The organism is Citrobacter portucalensis (assembly GCF_002042885.1).
In the GTDB taxonomy this organism is placed as follows: domain Bacteria; phylum Pseudomonadota; class Gammaproteobacteria; order Enterobacterales; family Enterobacteriaceae; genus Citrobacter; species Citrobacter portucalensis.
The window spans coordinates 25,396-39,354 of record NZ_MVFY01000020.1 but is presented as its reverse complement, the minus strand read 5'-3'; the positions used below and the strand labels follow the sequence as shown (position 1 = coordinate 39,354).

16 protein-coding genes are annotated in these 13,959 nt (G+C 53.7%); 13 read left to right on the top strand and 3 right to left on the bottom strand.

Annotated features, from left to right (window positions below; genetic code table 11):
- Window positions 1-73 precede the first annotated feature (73 nt).
- The gene (locus BZK40_RS21795) at window positions 74-1,057 is read right to left on the bottom strand and encodes an autoinducer 2 ABC transporter substrate-binding protein (RefSeq protein WP_003037665.1); all 984 of its coding nucleotides are present in this window, start codon (window positions 1,055-1,057) and stop codon (window positions 74-76) included.
- Window positions 1,058-1,477: 420 nt separating this feature from the next.
- Between BZK40_RS21795 and BZK40_RS21790 the strand changes: the two genes are divergently transcribed.
- Complete coding sequence (locus tag BZK40_RS21790) at window positions 1,478-2,116, top strand: DUF1007 family protein (protein ID WP_079935290.1); 639 nt, start codon at window positions 1,478-1,480, stop codon at window positions 2,114-2,116.
- The gene (locus BZK40_RS21785) at window positions 2,107-3,087 is read left to right on the top strand and encodes a nickel/cobalt transporter (protein ID WP_079935289.1); all 981 of its coding nucleotides are present in this window, start codon (window positions 2,107-2,109) and stop codon (window positions 3,085-3,087) included. Before BZK40_RS21790 ends, BZK40_RS21785 begins: the two co-directional genes overlap by 10 nt.
- 103 nt (window positions 3,088-3,190) lie before the next feature.
- On the opposite strand, the gene suhB is transcribed toward BZK40_RS21785, so the two are convergent.
- Entirely contained in the window at window positions 3,191-3,994 is an 804-nt protein-coding gene (gene suhB, locus BZK40_RS21780; RefSeq protein WP_003835237.1) for an inositol-1-monophosphatase, read from the bottom strand.
- Between the two features lie 118 nt (window positions 3,995-4,112).
- Between suhB and trmJ the strand changes: the two genes are divergently transcribed.
- The 11 genes from trmJ to sseB all read left to right on the top strand — a co-directional run bounded on the left by trmJ (window position 4,113) and on the right by sseB (window position 12,889).
- Window positions 4,113-4,844 (top strand): tRNA (cytosine(32)/uridine(32)-2'-O)-methyltransferase TrmJ, encoded by a 732-nt coding sequence (gene trmJ, locus BZK40_RS21775; protein ID WP_003835235.1) that lies wholly within the window; start codon window positions 4,113-4,115, stop codon window positions 4,842-4,844.
- 239 nt (window positions 4,845-5,083) lie between these two features.
- On the top strand, window positions 5,084-5,575 hold the full coding sequence (gene iscR / locus BZK40_RS21770) for a Fe-S cluster assembly transcriptional regulator IscR (protein WP_003037674.1): 492 nt from the start codon (window positions 5,084-5,086) through the stop codon (window positions 5,573-5,575).
- A gap of 112 nt (window positions 5,576-5,687) precedes the next feature.
- Window positions 5,688-6,902 carry a cysteine desulfurase gene (gene iscS, locus BZK40_RS21765; protein WP_003835233.1) on the top strand — a complete coding sequence of 405 codons (1,215 nt, stop codon included), beginning with the start codon at window positions 5,688-5,690 and terminating at the stop codon, window positions 6,900-6,902.
- Between the two features lie 25 nt (window positions 6,903-6,927).
- A complete protein-coding gene (gene iscU / locus BZK40_RS21760; RefSeq protein WP_002913991.1) occupies window positions 6,928-7,314 on the top strand; it encodes a Fe-S cluster assembly scaffold IscU in 387 nt (128 codons plus the stop codon).
- Between the two features lie 20 nt (window positions 7,315-7,334).
- Complete coding sequence (gene iscA / locus BZK40_RS21755; RefSeq protein ID WP_003835203.1) at window positions 7,335-7,658, top strand: iron-sulfur cluster assembly protein IscA; 324 nt, start codon at window positions 7,335-7,337, stop codon at window positions 7,656-7,658.
- 108 nt (window positions 7,659-7,766) lie between these two features.
- On the top strand, window positions 7,767-8,282 hold the full coding sequence (hscB, locus tag BZK40_RS21750) for a co-chaperone HscB (RefSeq protein WP_003835201.1): 516 nt from the start codon (window positions 7,767-7,769) through the stop codon (window positions 8,280-8,282).
- Window positions 8,283-8,297: 15 nt separating this feature from the next.
- Window positions 8,298-10,148, top strand: a complete 1,851-nt coding sequence (hscA, locus tag BZK40_RS21745; RefSeq protein WP_071667725.1) for a Fe-S protein assembly chaperone HscA — start codon at window positions 8,298-8,300, stop codon at window positions 10,146-10,148.
- A gap of 1 nt (window position 10,149) precedes the next feature.
- Window positions 10,150-10,485 (top strand): ISC system 2Fe-2S type ferredoxin, encoded by a 336-nt coding sequence (gene fdx / locus BZK40_RS21740; protein WP_003037690.1) that lies wholly within the window; start codon window positions 10,150-10,152, stop codon window positions 10,483-10,485.
- An 11-nt stretch (window positions 10,486-10,496) separates the two neighbouring features.
- Window positions 10,497-10,697, top strand: coding sequence for a Fe-S cluster assembly protein IscX (gene iscX / locus BZK40_RS21735; RefSeq protein ID WP_003037694.1), 201 nt, complete (start codon window positions 10,497-10,499; stop codon window positions 10,695-10,697).
- Window positions 10,698-10,758: 61 nt separating this feature from the next.
- Window positions 10,759-12,042, top strand: a complete 1,284-nt coding sequence (gene pepB / locus BZK40_RS21730; RefSeq protein ID WP_079935288.1) for an aminopeptidase PepB — start codon at window positions 10,759-10,761, stop codon at window positions 12,040-12,042.
- 70 nt (window positions 12,043-12,112) lie between these two features.
- Window positions 12,113-12,889: an enhanced serine sensitivity protein SseB gene (gene sseB, locus BZK40_RS21725; RefSeq protein ID WP_016157136.1), complete on the top strand. Its 777-nt coding sequence runs from the start codon at window positions 12,113-12,115 to the stop codon at window positions 12,887-12,889.
- A 43-nt stretch (window positions 12,890-12,932) separates the two neighbouring features.
- Here the strand turns inward: sseB and sseA are convergent, their stop codons facing one another.
- Window positions 12,933-13,778, bottom strand: a complete 846-nt coding sequence (gene sseA, locus BZK40_RS21720; protein ID WP_048225027.1) for a 3-mercaptopyruvate sulfurtransferase — start codon at window positions 13,776-13,778, stop codon at window positions 12,933-12,935.
- Window positions 13,779-13,959: the final 181 nt, after the last annotated feature.

Below are 13,959 nucleotides of genomic sequence, written 5' to 3'. Positions count from 1 at the left end.
CGCTGAGTGTTAGTTTGGTTGATAGCGCCGACCAGACGGTCGGCGTTAAGGTTCCCTGGTGTTGGCTAAAGCCTTAGAAACCAAGTGATTGTGCGTTGTCTTTGGTGACTTCGAGGATCTTGTTAAAGCGGATCACTTTCTTCTCCGTGTCGATATCGGCTTTCCCTAAACCATCGATACTCAGATCGGCGTTCACTTCTTTGCCCTGCAACAGCTGATCGGCAACGGTGACCAGCGCGTAGCCCGCGTCTTTTGGATCCCACAGCAGCGCTTTTTTGATATCACCGCGCATCAGGTAAGGTGCTGCCTGCGCTGGCATAGCGATCCCGACGACGGCGATCTTATCTTTGGCGCGTTTTTTCTGCACAGCCTGACCCGCACCGATTGGACCCAGTGAGCCGAAGCCGATAATGCCCTTCATCTGCGGGTAGGTTTTCATCAGATCCAGCGTTGTGGCGTAGGATTTATCGATACTTTCCGCGACCGGCAGACGTGAAGTGACTTCGAACATTTCCGGATATTTTTCTTTCTGGTACTTAATCGCATAATCCGCCCACGCGTTATGCAGTGGGACCGTCAGCGAACCAACATAGATGGCATATCCGCCTTTGCCGCCCATATTTTTCGCTAACTCATCGACGTTAGCCTGTGCGTATTTTTCACTATCGATGGTTTCGATATCCCACTGGCCAATTTGCTCATCCGGGGATTCGTGCGTCAGCACCACGATGCCTTTATCGCGCGCTTTTTTCAGTACCGGCTCAAGGACCTTGGCATCATTCGGCACCACGATGATCGCATTAACGTTTTTGGCGATCAGATCCTCAATCACTTTCACCTGCTGCGCCGGGTCCGGCGTTGAAGGTCCGGTCTGGTAAGCATTCACATCCAGTTTTTTTGCTGCTTCATTTACGCCGGTTTCCATCCGGTTAAACCATGGGATCCCGGTGACTTTGGCAACCACAGCAATTTCATATTTTTCCGCCGCAAAGGACGTGCCGGACAACATGCATGCAGAAACCAGGGTTGCACTGAGTAATGCGAGTTTGAATTTCATAGTTGTACCTTTCGTAGGGGGCAGGACATGTCACGGCGTGAAGTTAACAATGAATGGAAGAGGGAATGAATCATAAGTTTTGTGAATGTGATCTATGCCCATTATTGTGAATTTATAGAAATAAAATGGTTAATAATTAGTTAAATTTGCATGGTTTTACATTCAGGTTTTCAAATTAAGTGTTAATTAAATATTAAAATGAAACTATTAATTAACATTTTGTTATCATTTGACTTGAGTTTTGACGCCTAAAAGGTGTTTGGGGGGAATTTCCCGAAGAAGAAATTATCGAAATTGAGAACTGAATCGATACCGGAAAAGGGTGCTCAATATTTTTTCGTTCAATGGTATCCTCAGCACACTTTCGCCAAACCCGGCATCATTATTTGTGGCGGTGTAGATTTTCATCGTGGAGAACTCATGCAAGGCGTTAAACGTATCATTATCACGTTGTTTCTCGCTGTCCTGTCCTTTGGCGCAGGCGCGCATCCCCACAGCTTTATCCATCTGAAAACTGAGATAGTGAGCGAGAATGACCAGTTCGTCGCGCTGAAAATGCGCTGGACGATGGATGAAATTACCTCGGCGGATCTGCTTTACGATGCGGGGAATGCCAAACCTGGTGATGAGATCTGGAAGAAACTGGCGGCGGAAGTGATGGCCAACGTTCTCGGGCAGCACTATTTCACCGAAGTGTGGCACGACGGGAAAAAGGTAAAGTTTAAAAACAGGCCGACGGATTATGGCATGGCGCGGGAGGAACACCAGGCAGTGCTGACGTTCGTTTTACCGCTGGCCGAAGCTCAGCCGCTGAGTGGTCAAAAATATACCATTTCAACCTTCGACCCGACCTACTACGTTGATATGAGCTATGACAAAGATAGCGATGCCAGGCTGGGGCAGTCCATAAGCCAAAAATGCCGGATTTCAGTACATACGCCGACGCCGAATGAACAAACGCTGAGCTTTGCGCAGTCGCTGGATAAAGAAGACGCACCGCCGGAGGATATGGAGTTGGGTAAACAGTTTGCACAGACGGTAACGCTGCAATGTCAGTAGTGTATCAACAACGCGCAGCCAGACGTCGCTGGCTCATGCTATGGCCGCTGGCTGTCTTTTTGCTGCTGGCGGCAGGCGGCATACTGTGGCTATGGCAGGCCTGGCCGCAGGTGATGATGAAAAGTGTCGTCTGGCAGCGCGACGTTAACCAACAGATGAGCGGGTTGCTGAAAGCGGTTGCCGCCAGGCCGGCCCAGGCCGGGGGATCGCTGCTGCTATTTAGTTTTCTCTACGGCGTTCTGCATGCGCTGGGACCGGGACATGGAAAAGTCGTTATTACCACCTGGCTGGCAACGCACCCTTCGAAGCTGAAGTCGAGTATTGGCCTGACGCTGGCCTCATCTTTACTACAGGGGCTGGTCGCTATCGGACTGGTGGTTGTGGTGCTTACCATCTTGCAGTTGCCTGCACGACAGCTACATATGAGTAGTTTCTGGCTGGAGAAAGGGAGTTATGCGCTGGTTGGCGTGTTGGGCGTTTTATTGTGCGTCCGTGCGCTGAAGAAATTGCGCCAGCTGCTGCGCCGCCCAAAATTCACTGCCTTCACGCCGCATCATGTGCATCACGAGGGTTGCGGCTGCGGGCATCAGCATTTGCCCGATCCTGAACAGCTGCAAAGTGGTGATGATTGGCGTGCCCGGTTGATGATCGTGCTGTCTATGGGGATGCGCCCGTGCTCGGGGGCCATCATGGTTTTACTGTTCAGCAAAGTGGTTGGCGTGTTTAGCTGGGGTATGGCGTCGGCGCTGGCGATGGCGGCAGGAACCTCTTTGACGATTACGTCACTGGCTCTGCTGGTACACAGTTTCCGCTCGCTGGCGGTGAAACTTAGCGGGCATAAAGCGCCGGTATTGTGGCGACAGATTGGCTGGACGACGCTGGCATTAGCCGGTGGTGCGGTGCTGATCGCTGCTGCGGTAGTGATGTGGATGAGTGCGGTGCCGGTGGGGCGAGGGATAAGACCGTTTTAGCACTGTTGTAGGATGAATGCCTGATGGCGCTTCGCTTATCAGGCCTACGGGGAATTCCCTGGTAGGCCGGATAAGGCGCTAGCCGCCATCCGGCATCAAACGGTTAACGCTTCAGCGCATCGCTCAGTTCATCACGCATGTTAGCCAGCATGGCTTTCACTACGCGCGGGTTACCTGCAACGATGTTGCCGGTCGCCATGTAGTTATGACCACCAGTAAAGTCGCAAACCAGTGCGCCAGCTTCACGGGCAATCAGTTCACCTGCGGCGAAATCCCACGGGCGCAGGCCAATTTCGAAATAACCGTCAACGCGGGCTGCGGCAACGTAGGCCAAATCCAGCGCAGCAGAACCGGTGCGGCGGAAGTCCGCACATTCGGTAAACATGTTGCCAAGAATTTTCATGTAAGAAGCGGCGTGCTGTTTGGCTTTGAACGGGAAACCGGTGGCGATGATGGTGCCATCCAGATCGCGGGCGGTGCTGCCACGCAGACGGTAGCCGTTCAGCTGTGCGCCCTGGCCACGGGTTGCGGTGAACAGTTCGTTACGCATTGGATCGTAAACAACGGCGACTTCAGTACGGCCTTTGATGCGTACTGCGATGGATACCGCGAAGTGCGGCAGACGTTTTACGAAGTTAGTGGTGCCATCCAGTGGATCGATAACCCATTGAACATCCAAATCTTCACCAACATGTTCACCGCTTTCTTCGGTGATGATGGTGTGCTGTGGGTAAGATTTGCGAATCGTTTCGATAATAATCGCTTCGGCGGCTTTATCGACGTTAGTCACGAAATCATTGCTGCCTTTCTGGCTGGTTTCTACAGAGTCTGGGGTTTCGTAGTGTTTGGCAATTACATTACCCGCCTTGCGCGCTGCGCGCACGGCGATGGTCAGCATCGGATGCATCGGTCTCTCTCACTGGATGTTAAAGAACGGGAAAACGGCGCAGAGTATAGCAGCGAGTTCGGAATATGTCTTCGTTTTATGATAATATGCCCGAATAATCTTTAGCCGAAGAAATACAATGCTGCAAAATATTCGAATCGTGCTGGTGGAAACCTCTCACACTGGCAACATGGGCTCTGTAGCCCGCGCAATGAAAACCATGGGTTTAACCAATCTGTGGCTGGTAAATCCACTGGTTAAACCGGACTCCCAGGCCATCGCCCTGGCAGCGGGTGCCAGTGATGTGATCGGCAGCGCGCAGATCGTCGATACGCTCGATGAAGCGCTGGCGGGCTGTAGCCTGGTGGTAGGCACCAGTGCGCGTTCCCGCACGCTGCCGTGGCCGATGCTGGATCCGCGTGAATGCGGTTTAAAAAGTGTCTCTGAAGCGACGAACTCGCCGGTGGCGCTGGTCTTTGGTCGTGAACGTGTTGGTCTGACCAACGAAGAGCTGCAGAAGTGCCATTATCACGTCGCCATTGCCGCGAACCCGGAATACAGTTCGCTCAACCTGGCGATGGCAGTGCAGGTCATCTCTTATGAGGTGCGCATGGCCTGGCTGGCGACGCAGGAAAGCGACAAGACCGTAGATTACGAAGAAGCAGAGTATCCGCTGGTCGATGATTTAGAGCGTTTTTACGGTCATCTGGAGCAAACGCTGCTGTCGACCGGGTTTATCCGCGAAGGGCACCCGGGGCAGGTGATGAATAAGCTGCGCCGTCTGTTTACCCGTGCGCGTCCAGAGAGCCAGGAGTTGAACATCCTGCGCGGGATTTTAGCTTCAATTGAGCAGCAGAATAAAAGCAAGTAACTGTACGAATGCCGGATGCGCTTCGCTTATCCGGCCTACGAATCGTGCAGCCTGTAGGCCGGATAAGCGAAGCGCATCCGGCAAGTGAAAATGGCACTGAAGGTTAAATACCTGACTAAATTAGTCAAGTAAATAGTTGACTGATTTAGTCGGGAATGTCAGACTTGCCCCTGCTATGCAATACCCCCATTTTACAATAAAAAACCCCGGGCAGGGGCGAGTTTGAGGCTAAGTAAGACATGAGACTGACATCAAAAGGGCGTTATGCCGTGACCGCAATGTTGGACGTTGCGCTCAACTCCGAAACGGGCCCGGTACCGTTGGCTGATATTTCTGAACGTCAGGGAATTTCCCTGTCATATCTGGAGCAGCTGTTTTCCCGTTTGCGTAAAAACGGTCTGGTTTCCAGCGTACGTGGACCAGGCGGCGGGTATCTGCTGGGTAAAGATGCCGGCAGCATCGCAGTAGGTGAAGTGATTAGCGCTGTTGACGAGTCTGTAGATGCGACCCGTTGCCAGGGCAAAGGCGGTTGTCAGGGCGGCGATAAATGCCTGACCCACGCGCTGTGGCGCGATCTGAGCGATCGTCTGACCGGTTTCCTCAACAACATTACGTTGGGCGAACTGGTAAATAATCAGGAAGTCCTGGATGTGTCTGGTCGCCAGCATACCCATGACGCTCCACGCACTAATCGTGCTCAAGACGCGATCGACGTTAAGTTACGCGCATAATAAAAGTATTTTAGAATCAGGCCGGGGTGCTACACACCCCGTTAACTCGGTCGTACATCCAGCCGGTTGCCTGATTCCTTGCATTGAAGCGATGTACGGAGTTTATAGAGCAATGAAATTACCGATCTATCTCGACTACTCCGCAACCACGCCGGTGGACCCGCGTGTTGCCGAGAAAATGATGCAGTGTCTGACCCTGGACGGAAACTTTGGTAACCCAGCGTCTCGTTCACACCGTTTCGGCTGGCAGGCTGAAGAGGCGGTAGATATCGCCCGTAACCAGATTGCCGACCTCGTGGGCGCTGACCCGCGTGAAATCGTATTTACTTCCGGTGCGACTGAATCCGATAACCTGGCGATTAAAGGTGCAGCCAACTTTTATCAGAAAAAAGGCAAGCACATCATCACCAGCAAAACCGAACACAAAGCCGTGCTGGATACCTGTCGTCAGCTGGAGCGCGAAGGGTTCGAAGTCACCTACCTCGCCCCGCAGCGTAACGGCATTATCGACCTGAAAGAACTTGAAGCAGCAATGCGTGACGACACCATCCTCGTGTCCATCATGCACGTGAACAACGAAATCGGCGTGGTGCAGGATATCGCGACTATCGGCGAAATGTGCCGTGCTCGCGGCATCATCTATCACGTTGATGCGACCCAGAGCGTGGGCAAACTGCCTATCGATCTGAGCCAACTGAAAGTTGACCTGATGTCCTTCTCCGGCCACAAAATCTATGGTCCGAAAGGTATCGGCGCGCTGTACGTTCGTCGTAAACCGCGTATTCGTATTGAAGCGCAGATGCACGGCGGCGGTCACGAGCGCGGTATGCGTTCCGGTACGCTGCCTGTGCACCAGATCGTCGGCATGGGTGAAGCATACCGTATCGCTAAAGAAGAGATGGAAACCGAGATGGCGCGCCTGCGCAGTCTGCGTAACCGTCTGTGGAACGGCGTGAAAGATATGGAAGAGGTGTACCTCAACGGTGACCTCGAGCAGGGCGCACCGAACATTCTCAACGTCAGCTTCAACTTTGTTGAAGGCGAGTCGCTGATTATGGCGCTGAAAGACCTGGCTGTATCCTCCGGTTCTGCATGTACTTCTGCAAGCCTGGAGCCATCCTACGTGCTGCGCGCGCTGGGGATGACCGACGAGCTGGCGCACAGCTCAATTCGTTTCTCTTTAGGTCGTTTCACTACCGAAGAAGAGATTGACTACGCCATCAATCTGGTTCGCAACTCCATCGGCCGCCTGCGCGACCTTTCTCCGCTGTGGGAAATGTTCAAACAGGGCGTGGATCTGAACAGCATTGAATGGTCACATCACTAATCGGTACCGATAAGGAGAATTCAGCATGGCTTACAGCGAAAAAGTAATCGATCATTACGAGAATCCACGTAACGTGGGCTCTTTTGACAACAGCGACGAGAACGTGGGCAGCGGCATGGTGGGTGCACCGGCCTGTGGCGACGTGATGAAGTTGCAGATCAAAGTCAACAATGAGGGTATCATTGAAGACGCGCGTTTCAAGACTTACGGCTGCGGTTCCGCTATTGCTTCCAGCTCTCTGGTTACCGAATGGGTAAAAGGGAAATCTCTGGACGAAGCACAGGCGATTAAAAACACCGATATCGCCGACGAGCTTGAACTGCCACCGGTGAAAATTCACTGCTCTATTCTGGCTGAAGACGCGATTAAAGCCGCGATTGCGGATTACAAAAGCAAACGTGAAGCAAAATAATTAAGAGTTGAGGTTTTATTATGTCGATTACCTTAAGCGACAGTGCAGCAGCGCGTGTAAATACCTTCCTGGCAAACCGCGGTAAAGGGTTTGGTCTGCGTCTGGGCGTGAGAACCTCCGGCTGCTCAGGTATGGCCTATGTACTGGAATTTGTTGACGAGCCGGCGGCTGAAGATACCGTGTTTGAAGACAAAGGCGTAAAAGTCGTGATCGACGGTAAGAGCCTGCAATTCCTCGACGGTACGCAGTTAGATTTCGTCAAAGAAGGTCTGAACGAAGGGTTTAAGTTCACTAACCCGAACGTGAAAGACGAATGTGGATGCGGCGAAAGCTTCCACGTGTAACGCGCTTACTGATAACCCCACCGTGGTCGCCTGCGCGTGGGGTTTGTTTTACCTGACTCTCTGGTTTTGCCTCATCGAACAACAGAGAATCGATGCCCTGAGAATGTTATGGACTACTTCACCCTCTTTGGCTTACCGGCCCGTTATCAGCTCGATACTCAGGCGCTGAGCCTACGTTTTCAGGATCTACAACGTCAGTATCATCCTGATAAATTCGCCAGCGGTTCCCAGGCGGAACAACTTGCTGCGGTTTCGCAGTCCGCCACTATCAACCAGGCCTGGCAAACGCTGCGTCATCCTTTGATGCGCGCCGAATACTTATTGTCTTTACACGGTTTTGATATCCGCAGCGAGCAGCACACGGTGCGCGATACCGCGTTCCTGATGGAGCAACTTGAGCTGCGTGAAGAGCTGGACGAGATTGAACAGGCAAAAGACAGTCAACGTTTAGATGCGTTTATGAAACGCGTCAGCGAAATGTATAACGTTCGCCATCAACTGATGGTGGAACAGCTGGATAGCGAGACGTGGGACGCAGCGGCAGATACCGTGCGTAAGCTGCGTTTTCTCGATAAACTGCGAAGCAGTGCAGAACAACTCGAAGAAAAACTGCTCGATTTTTAATTTCCGGAAGCGAAAATGGCCTTATTACAAATTAGTGAGCCTGGTCTGAGCGCCGCGCCGCACCAGCGTCGTCTGGCGGTAGGTATCGATTTAGGCACCACCAACTCCCTGGTTGCTACCGTACGCAGCGGCCAGGCCGAAACGCTGGCAGACCATGAAGGTCGCCACCTGTTGCCGTCAGTGGTTCACTATCAGCAGCAGGGCTACTCTGTCGGTTACGATGCCCGCGCCAATGCAGCGTTGGATACGGCAAACACCGTTAGCTCGGTAAAACGCATGATGGGCCGCTCTCTGGCGGATATCCAGGCGCGTTACCCGCATCTGCCATATACGTTCCGGGCGAGCGAAAACGGTCTGCCGATGATTGAAACCGCTGCCGGTTTGCTTAATCCGGTGCGCGTCTCCGCTGATATTCTGAAAGCGCTGGCCGCGCGGGCTACCGAATCGCTGTCCGGCGAACTGGACGGCGTGGTAATCACTGTTCCGGCTTACTTTGACGATGCACAGCGTCAGGGGACCAAAGACGCCGCGCGTCTGGCGGGCCTGCACGTATTGCGTCTGCTGAACGAACCGACCGCAGCGGCGATCGCGTATGGTCTGGACTCCGGTCAGGAAGGCGTGATCGCAGTCTACGATCTTGGCGGCGGTACTTTTGATATTTCTATTCTGCGCCTGAGCCGTGGCGTGTTTGAAGTGCTGGCGACCGGCGGTGATTCCGCGCTCGGCGGCGACGATTTTGACCATCTGCTGGCCGATTACATTCGCGAGCAGGCGGGCGTGGCCGATCGCAGCGATAACCGCGTACAGCGTGAACTGCTGGATGCCGCGATTGCAGCGAAAATCGCACTTAGCGACGCTGATTCTGTAACGGTTAACGTGGCAGGATGGCAGGGTGAAATCACCCGTGAAACCTTTAATGAACTCATTTCCGCACTGGTCAAGCGTACGCTGCTGGCCTGCCGTCGCGCGCTGAAAGATGCGGGCGTGGAGCCGCAAGATGTGCTGGAAGTGGTGATGGTTGGCGGTTCAACGCGCGTGCCTCTGGTACGTGAACGCGTCGGTGAATTTTTTGGCCGTACACCGTTGACCTCTATTGACCCGGACAAAGTGGTCGCTATCGGTGCGGCAATCCAGGCGGATATTCTCGTCGGAAATAAACCGGACAGCGAAATGCTGCTGCTGGACGTTATCCCGCTGTCTCTGGGACTGGAAACCATGGGCGGTCTGGTGGAGAAGGTGATCCCGCGTAACACCACTATCCCAGTGGCGCGCGCGCAGGACTTTACCACCTTTAAAGATGGCCAAACCGCGATGTCCATTCACGTGATGCAGGGCGAGCGTGAGCTGGTGCAGGACTGCCGTTCACTGGCGCGTTTTGCGCTGCGCGGCATCCCGGCATTGCCGGCTGGCGGTGCGCACATCCGCGTGACCTTCCAGGTGGATGCCGATGGGCTGCTGAGCGTCACCGCCATGGAGAAATCCACAGGCGTTGAGTCCTCAATCCAGGTTAAACCGTCCTACGGTCTGACCGACAGTGAAATCGCCTCCATGATTCAGGATTCGATGAGTTTTGCCGAGCAGGACGTTAAAGCCCGTATGCTGGCAGAACAGAAAGTCGAAGCGGCACGCGTACTGGAGAGTTTATCCGGTGCGCTGAATGCTGATGCCGCGCTGTTAAGCGCCGCAGAACGTCAGGCTATCGACACCGCCGCCGCGCACTTGAGCGAGGTTGCACAGGGTGACGATGTTGACGCGATAGAACAAGCCATTAAAAACGTAGACAAACAAACCCAGGAATTCGCCGCTCGCCGCATGGACAAATCCGTCCGTAGCGCGCTGAAAGGCCATTCCGTGGACGAGGTTTAATATGCCAAAGATTGTTATTTTGCCTCATCAGGATCTCTGTCCCGATGGCGCAGTTCTGGAAGCTGAGACCGGCGAAACCATTCTCGACGTTGCCCTGCGTAACGGGATCGAGATTGAACACGCCTGTGAAAAATCCTGTGCCTGCACTACCTGCCACTGCATCGTGCGTGAAGGTTTTGATTCTTTGCCGGAAAGCACAGAAGAAGAAGACGACATGCTGGATAAAGCCTGGGGACTGGAGCCGGAGAGCCGTTTAAGCTGTCAGGCGCGGGTAACCGAGGACGATTTAGTGGTCGAAATCCCACGTTACACAATCAATCATGCGCGTGAGCATTAACAGAGGGTAGTATGGGACTGAAGTGGACCGATAGCCGCGAAATCGGCGAGGCGCTGTATGACGCTTTCCCCGATCTCGATCCCAAGACCGTTCGTTTCACCGATCTGCACCAGTGGATCTGTGACCTGGAAGAGTTCGATGATGATCCTCAGGCATCGAACGAAAAAATCCTTGAGGCCATTTTGCTGGTCTGGCTGGACGAAGCCGAATAAGTCAACGGGCTGCCCACGGGTGGCCCGTTTTCCTGTATGCGCGAAAATAAGGATAAATAAAATGACAGAAGCCATGAAAATTACGCTTTCCACGCAACCTGCCGATGCCCGCTGGGGTGAAAAGGCAACATACAGCATTAATAATGAAGGCATTACCCTGCACCTGAACGGAAAAGATGACCTCGGCCTTATCCAGCGTGCCGCGCGTAAAATCGACGGCCTGGGTATTAAACACGTTCAACTGGACGGTGAAGGCTGGGATACCGAACGTAGCTGGGCGTTCTGGCAGGGCTACAAGGGACCAAAAGGCACCCGCAAAGTTGAGTGGGCCGCTCTGGACGAAGCGCAGCGCAAAGAGCTGGATAGCCGTCTGAAGATTATTGACTGGGTGCGTGATACCATTAATGCCCCGGCAGAAGAGCTGGGCCCGGAACAGCTGGCGCAGCGCGCTGTTGATCTGCTGTGCTCCGTCGCGTGCGATAACGTCTCTTACCGCATCACCAAAGGTGAAGATCTGCGCGAGCAGAACTACATGGGCCTGCATACCGTGGGTCGCGGATCTGAACGTCCTCCAGTGCTGCTGGCGCTGGACTACAACCCAACAGGCGACAAAGAAGCCCCGGTTTATGCCTGCCTGGTTGGTAAGGGAATTACTTTTGATTCCGGTGGTTACAGCATCAAGCAAAGCGCATTTATGGACTCAATGAAGTCCGACATGGGCGGTGCGGCAACGGTCACCGGCGCGTTGGCATTTGCCATCACCCGTGGTCTGAACAAGCGCGTGAAGCTGTATCTGTGCTGCGCGGATAACCTGATTAGCGGCAACGCCTTTAAGCTCGGCGACATTATTCACTATCGCAACGGTAAAAAAGTTGAAGTGATGAATACCGATGCCGAAGGACGTCTGGTGCTGGCCGATGGCCTGATCGATGCCAGCGCGCAGAAACCGGAACTGATCATTGATGCTGCCACGCTGACCGGCGCGGCGAAAACCGCGCTGGGCAACGATTACCACGCGCTGTTTAGCTTTGATGATCAGCTGGCTGCTCGCCTGCTGGCAAGTGCGGCGCAAGAAAACGAACCGTTCTGGCGTCTGCCGCTGGCAGAGTTTCACCGTAGCCAGTTGCCGTCGAACTTTGCCGAACTGAATAACACCGGTAGCGCGGCTTACCCGGCTGGCGCAAGCACCGCGGCGGGCTTCCTGTCCCATTTCGTGGAAAACTACCAGCAGGGCTGGCTGCATATCGACTGCTCTGCAACCTATCGCAAAGCGCCGGTTGAGCAGTGGTCTGCGGGCGCAACCGGTCTGGGTGTGCGCACGATTGCGAATCTGCTGACCGCATAATTTATTACTGTATTGCCGGATGGCGCTACGCTTATCCGGCCTACATGTATTCATCCAATTTGTGATACTTATGTCCGAAACAAAAAACGAATTAGAAACATTGCTGGAACAAGCGGCAACAGAGCCTGCGCATCGTCCGGCATTTTTCCGTACTTTACTGGAATCCACAGTCTGGGTGCCGGGTACTGCCGCAGAAGGCGAGGCGGTGGTTGAAGACAGCGCTCTCGACCTGCAGCACTGGGAAAAAGAAGACGGAACGACCGTGATCCCGTTCTTCACTTCTCTGGAAGCACTGCAGCAGGCGGTGGAAGATGAGCAGGCATTTGTCGTTATGCCGGTGCGTACGTTGTTTGAAATGACGCTCGGCGAAACGCTCTTTCTCAACGCGAAACTGCCGACCGGCAAAGAATTTATGCCGCGTGAAATCAGCCTGCTGATGGGGGAAGAGGGGAATCCGCTCAGCACCCAGGAAGTACTGGAAGGCGGTGAATCGCTGATCCTCTCTGAAGTCGCTGAACCTCCGGCGCAGATGATTGACTCGCTGACTACGCTGTTTAAAACCATTAAGCCGGTAAAACGCGCGTTTCTCTGCTCAATCAAAGAAAGCGCGGAAGCCCAGCCGAATCTGCTGATTGGTATTGAAGCGGAAGGGGATATTGAAGAGATCATCCACGCTGCTGGCAGCGTCGCGACCGATACGCTGCCGGGCGATGAACCTATTGATATCTGCCAGGTGAAGAAGGGTGAGAAGGGCGTGAGCCACTTTATCACTGAGCATATCGCACCGTTCTACGAACGCCGCTGGGGCGGTTTCCTGCGCGACTTTAAACAGAACCGGATTATCTAAATTGTAGGCCGGATAAGCGAAGCGCTATCCGGCTTTTCCAGCTTTATAATTGCGGTTCTACCGGTAAATCGTTGCGCGCTCCCCATTCGCTCCATGCGCCGTCATACAATGCGACGTCAGAAACGCCCAGCGTGGCAAGTGCCAGCACGACGACGGCAGCCGTTACGCCGGAGCCGCAGCTGGCGATAATAGGGCGGTCAAAGCTCACGCCGTGGCTGAAGAAAATAGCATCCAGCTCATCGGTGGTTTTCAGTTCGCCGTCACGAACCAGTTCTGTCCACGGTACGTTAAGCGCACCCGGCACATGACCACGTTTCAGACCAGGACGCGGCTCGTCAACTTCGCCATTAAAACGCGCAGCCGGACGGGCATCGACGATCTGCGCCGTTTTTTCATGACTGGCCAGCAGTACATCGGTAACGCGCACAACTGCGTCAGGCGTAAAGGCCACGTTAAATTCACCTTCAGGTAAATCCTCATCGCCTTCCTTGAGCATTAGCTCATCGCGCTTCCAGCCTGCCAGACCGCCCGCCAGAATGGAGACATTTTCGACGCCAAATGTCCGCAGCATCCACCATGCGCGTGGCGCGGAAAACAGATTACCGTCATCGTAGATAACCAGATGCTTATCCTGATCAACGCCCAGCTCGCGCATCGCAACGGCAAAGGCTTCGGGGCGTGGCATCATATGCGGTAGCGGTGAGGTATGATCGGAAAGCGCTTCAATATCAAAAAATACTGCGCCAGGAATATGGCCCGCACGATACTCCTCGCCAACATCGCGATCTTCCTGTCCTGGAGGTGCCATCCGGGCATCAAGAATTTGTATTTCCGGGTCGTCAATGTGTTCGGCAAGCCAGTCGGCAGCGACAAAGAAGGCGGTGGTCATAGGCATCTCCATTTTTACCAGGTTTTGGCAAATTGTCGGATGTTTACCGTAAAGCGACAAGTAAAACAGGCTGATTTGTCAGGTGAATCCACATTAATCACTTAAATTAAGACAACGTTGTTCAGTTACTGACTTCCACAGCCGGAAATCTGACGCATAATAGTTGTTCTACGTAGCTAAC

What these genes read in the sequence shown, in the direction of transcription:
- hscB (WP_003835201.1), top strand. Translation starts at nt 7,767, where the DNA reads ATGGACTACTTCACCCTCTTTGGCTTACCGGCCCGTTATCAGCTCGAT.
- pepB (WP_079935288.1), top strand. Translation starts at nt 10,759, where the DNA reads ATGACAGAAGCCATGAAAATTACGCTTTCCACGCAACCTGCCGATGCC.
- iscU (WP_002913991.1), top strand. Translation starts at nt 6,928, where the DNA reads ATGGCTTACAGCGAAAAAGTAATCGATCATTACGAGAATCCACGTAAC.
- BZK40_RS21795 (WP_003037665.1), bottom strand. Translation starts at nt 1,057, where the DNA reads ATGAAATTCAAACTCGCATTACTCAGTGCAACCCTGGTTTCTGCATGC.
- iscA (WP_003835203.1), top strand. Translation starts at nt 7,335, where the DNA reads ATGTCGATTACCTTAAGCGACAGTGCAGCAGCGCGTGTAAATACCTTC.
- iscS (WP_003835233.1), top strand. Translation starts at nt 5,688, where the DNA reads ATGAAATTACCGATCTATCTCGACTACTCCGCAACCACGCCGGTGGAC.
- BZK40_RS21785 (WP_079935289.1), top strand. Translation starts at nt 2,107, where the DNA reads ATGTCAGTAGTGTATCAACAACGCGCAGCCAGACGTCGCTGGCTCATG.
- fdx (WP_003037690.1), top strand. Translation starts at nt 10,150, where the DNA reads ATGCCAAAGATTGTTATTTTGCCTCATCAGGATCTCTGTCCCGATGGC.
- suhB (WP_003835237.1), bottom strand. Translation starts at nt 3,994, where the DNA reads ATGCATCCGATGCTGACCATCGCCGTGCGCGCAGCGCGCAAGGCGGGT.
- BZK40_RS21790 (WP_079935290.1), top strand. Translation starts at nt 1,478, where the DNA reads ATGCAAGGCGTTAAACGTATCATTATCACGTTGTTTCTCGCTGTCCTG.
- sseB (WP_016157136.1), top strand. Translation starts at nt 12,113, where the DNA reads ATGTCCGAAACAAAAAACGAATTAGAAACATTGCTGGAACAAGCGGCA.
- trmJ (WP_003835235.1), top strand. Translation starts at nt 4,113, where the DNA reads ATGCTGCAAAATATTCGAATCGTGCTGGTGGAAACCTCTCACACTGGC.
- iscR (WP_003037674.1), top strand. Translation starts at nt 5,084, where the DNA reads ATGAGACTGACATCAAAAGGGCGTTATGCCGTGACCGCAATGTTGGAC.
- iscX (WP_003037694.1), top strand. Translation starts at nt 10,497, where the DNA reads ATGGGACTGAAGTGGACCGATAGCCGCGAAATCGGCGAGGCGCTGTAT.
- hscA (WP_071667725.1), top strand. Translation starts at nt 8,298, where the DNA reads ATGGCCTTATTACAAATTAGTGAGCCTGGTCTGAGCGCCGCGCCGCAC.
- sseA (WP_048225027.1), bottom strand. Translation starts at nt 13,778, where the DNA reads ATGACCACCGCCTTCTTTGTCGCTGCCGACTGGCTTGCCGAACACATT.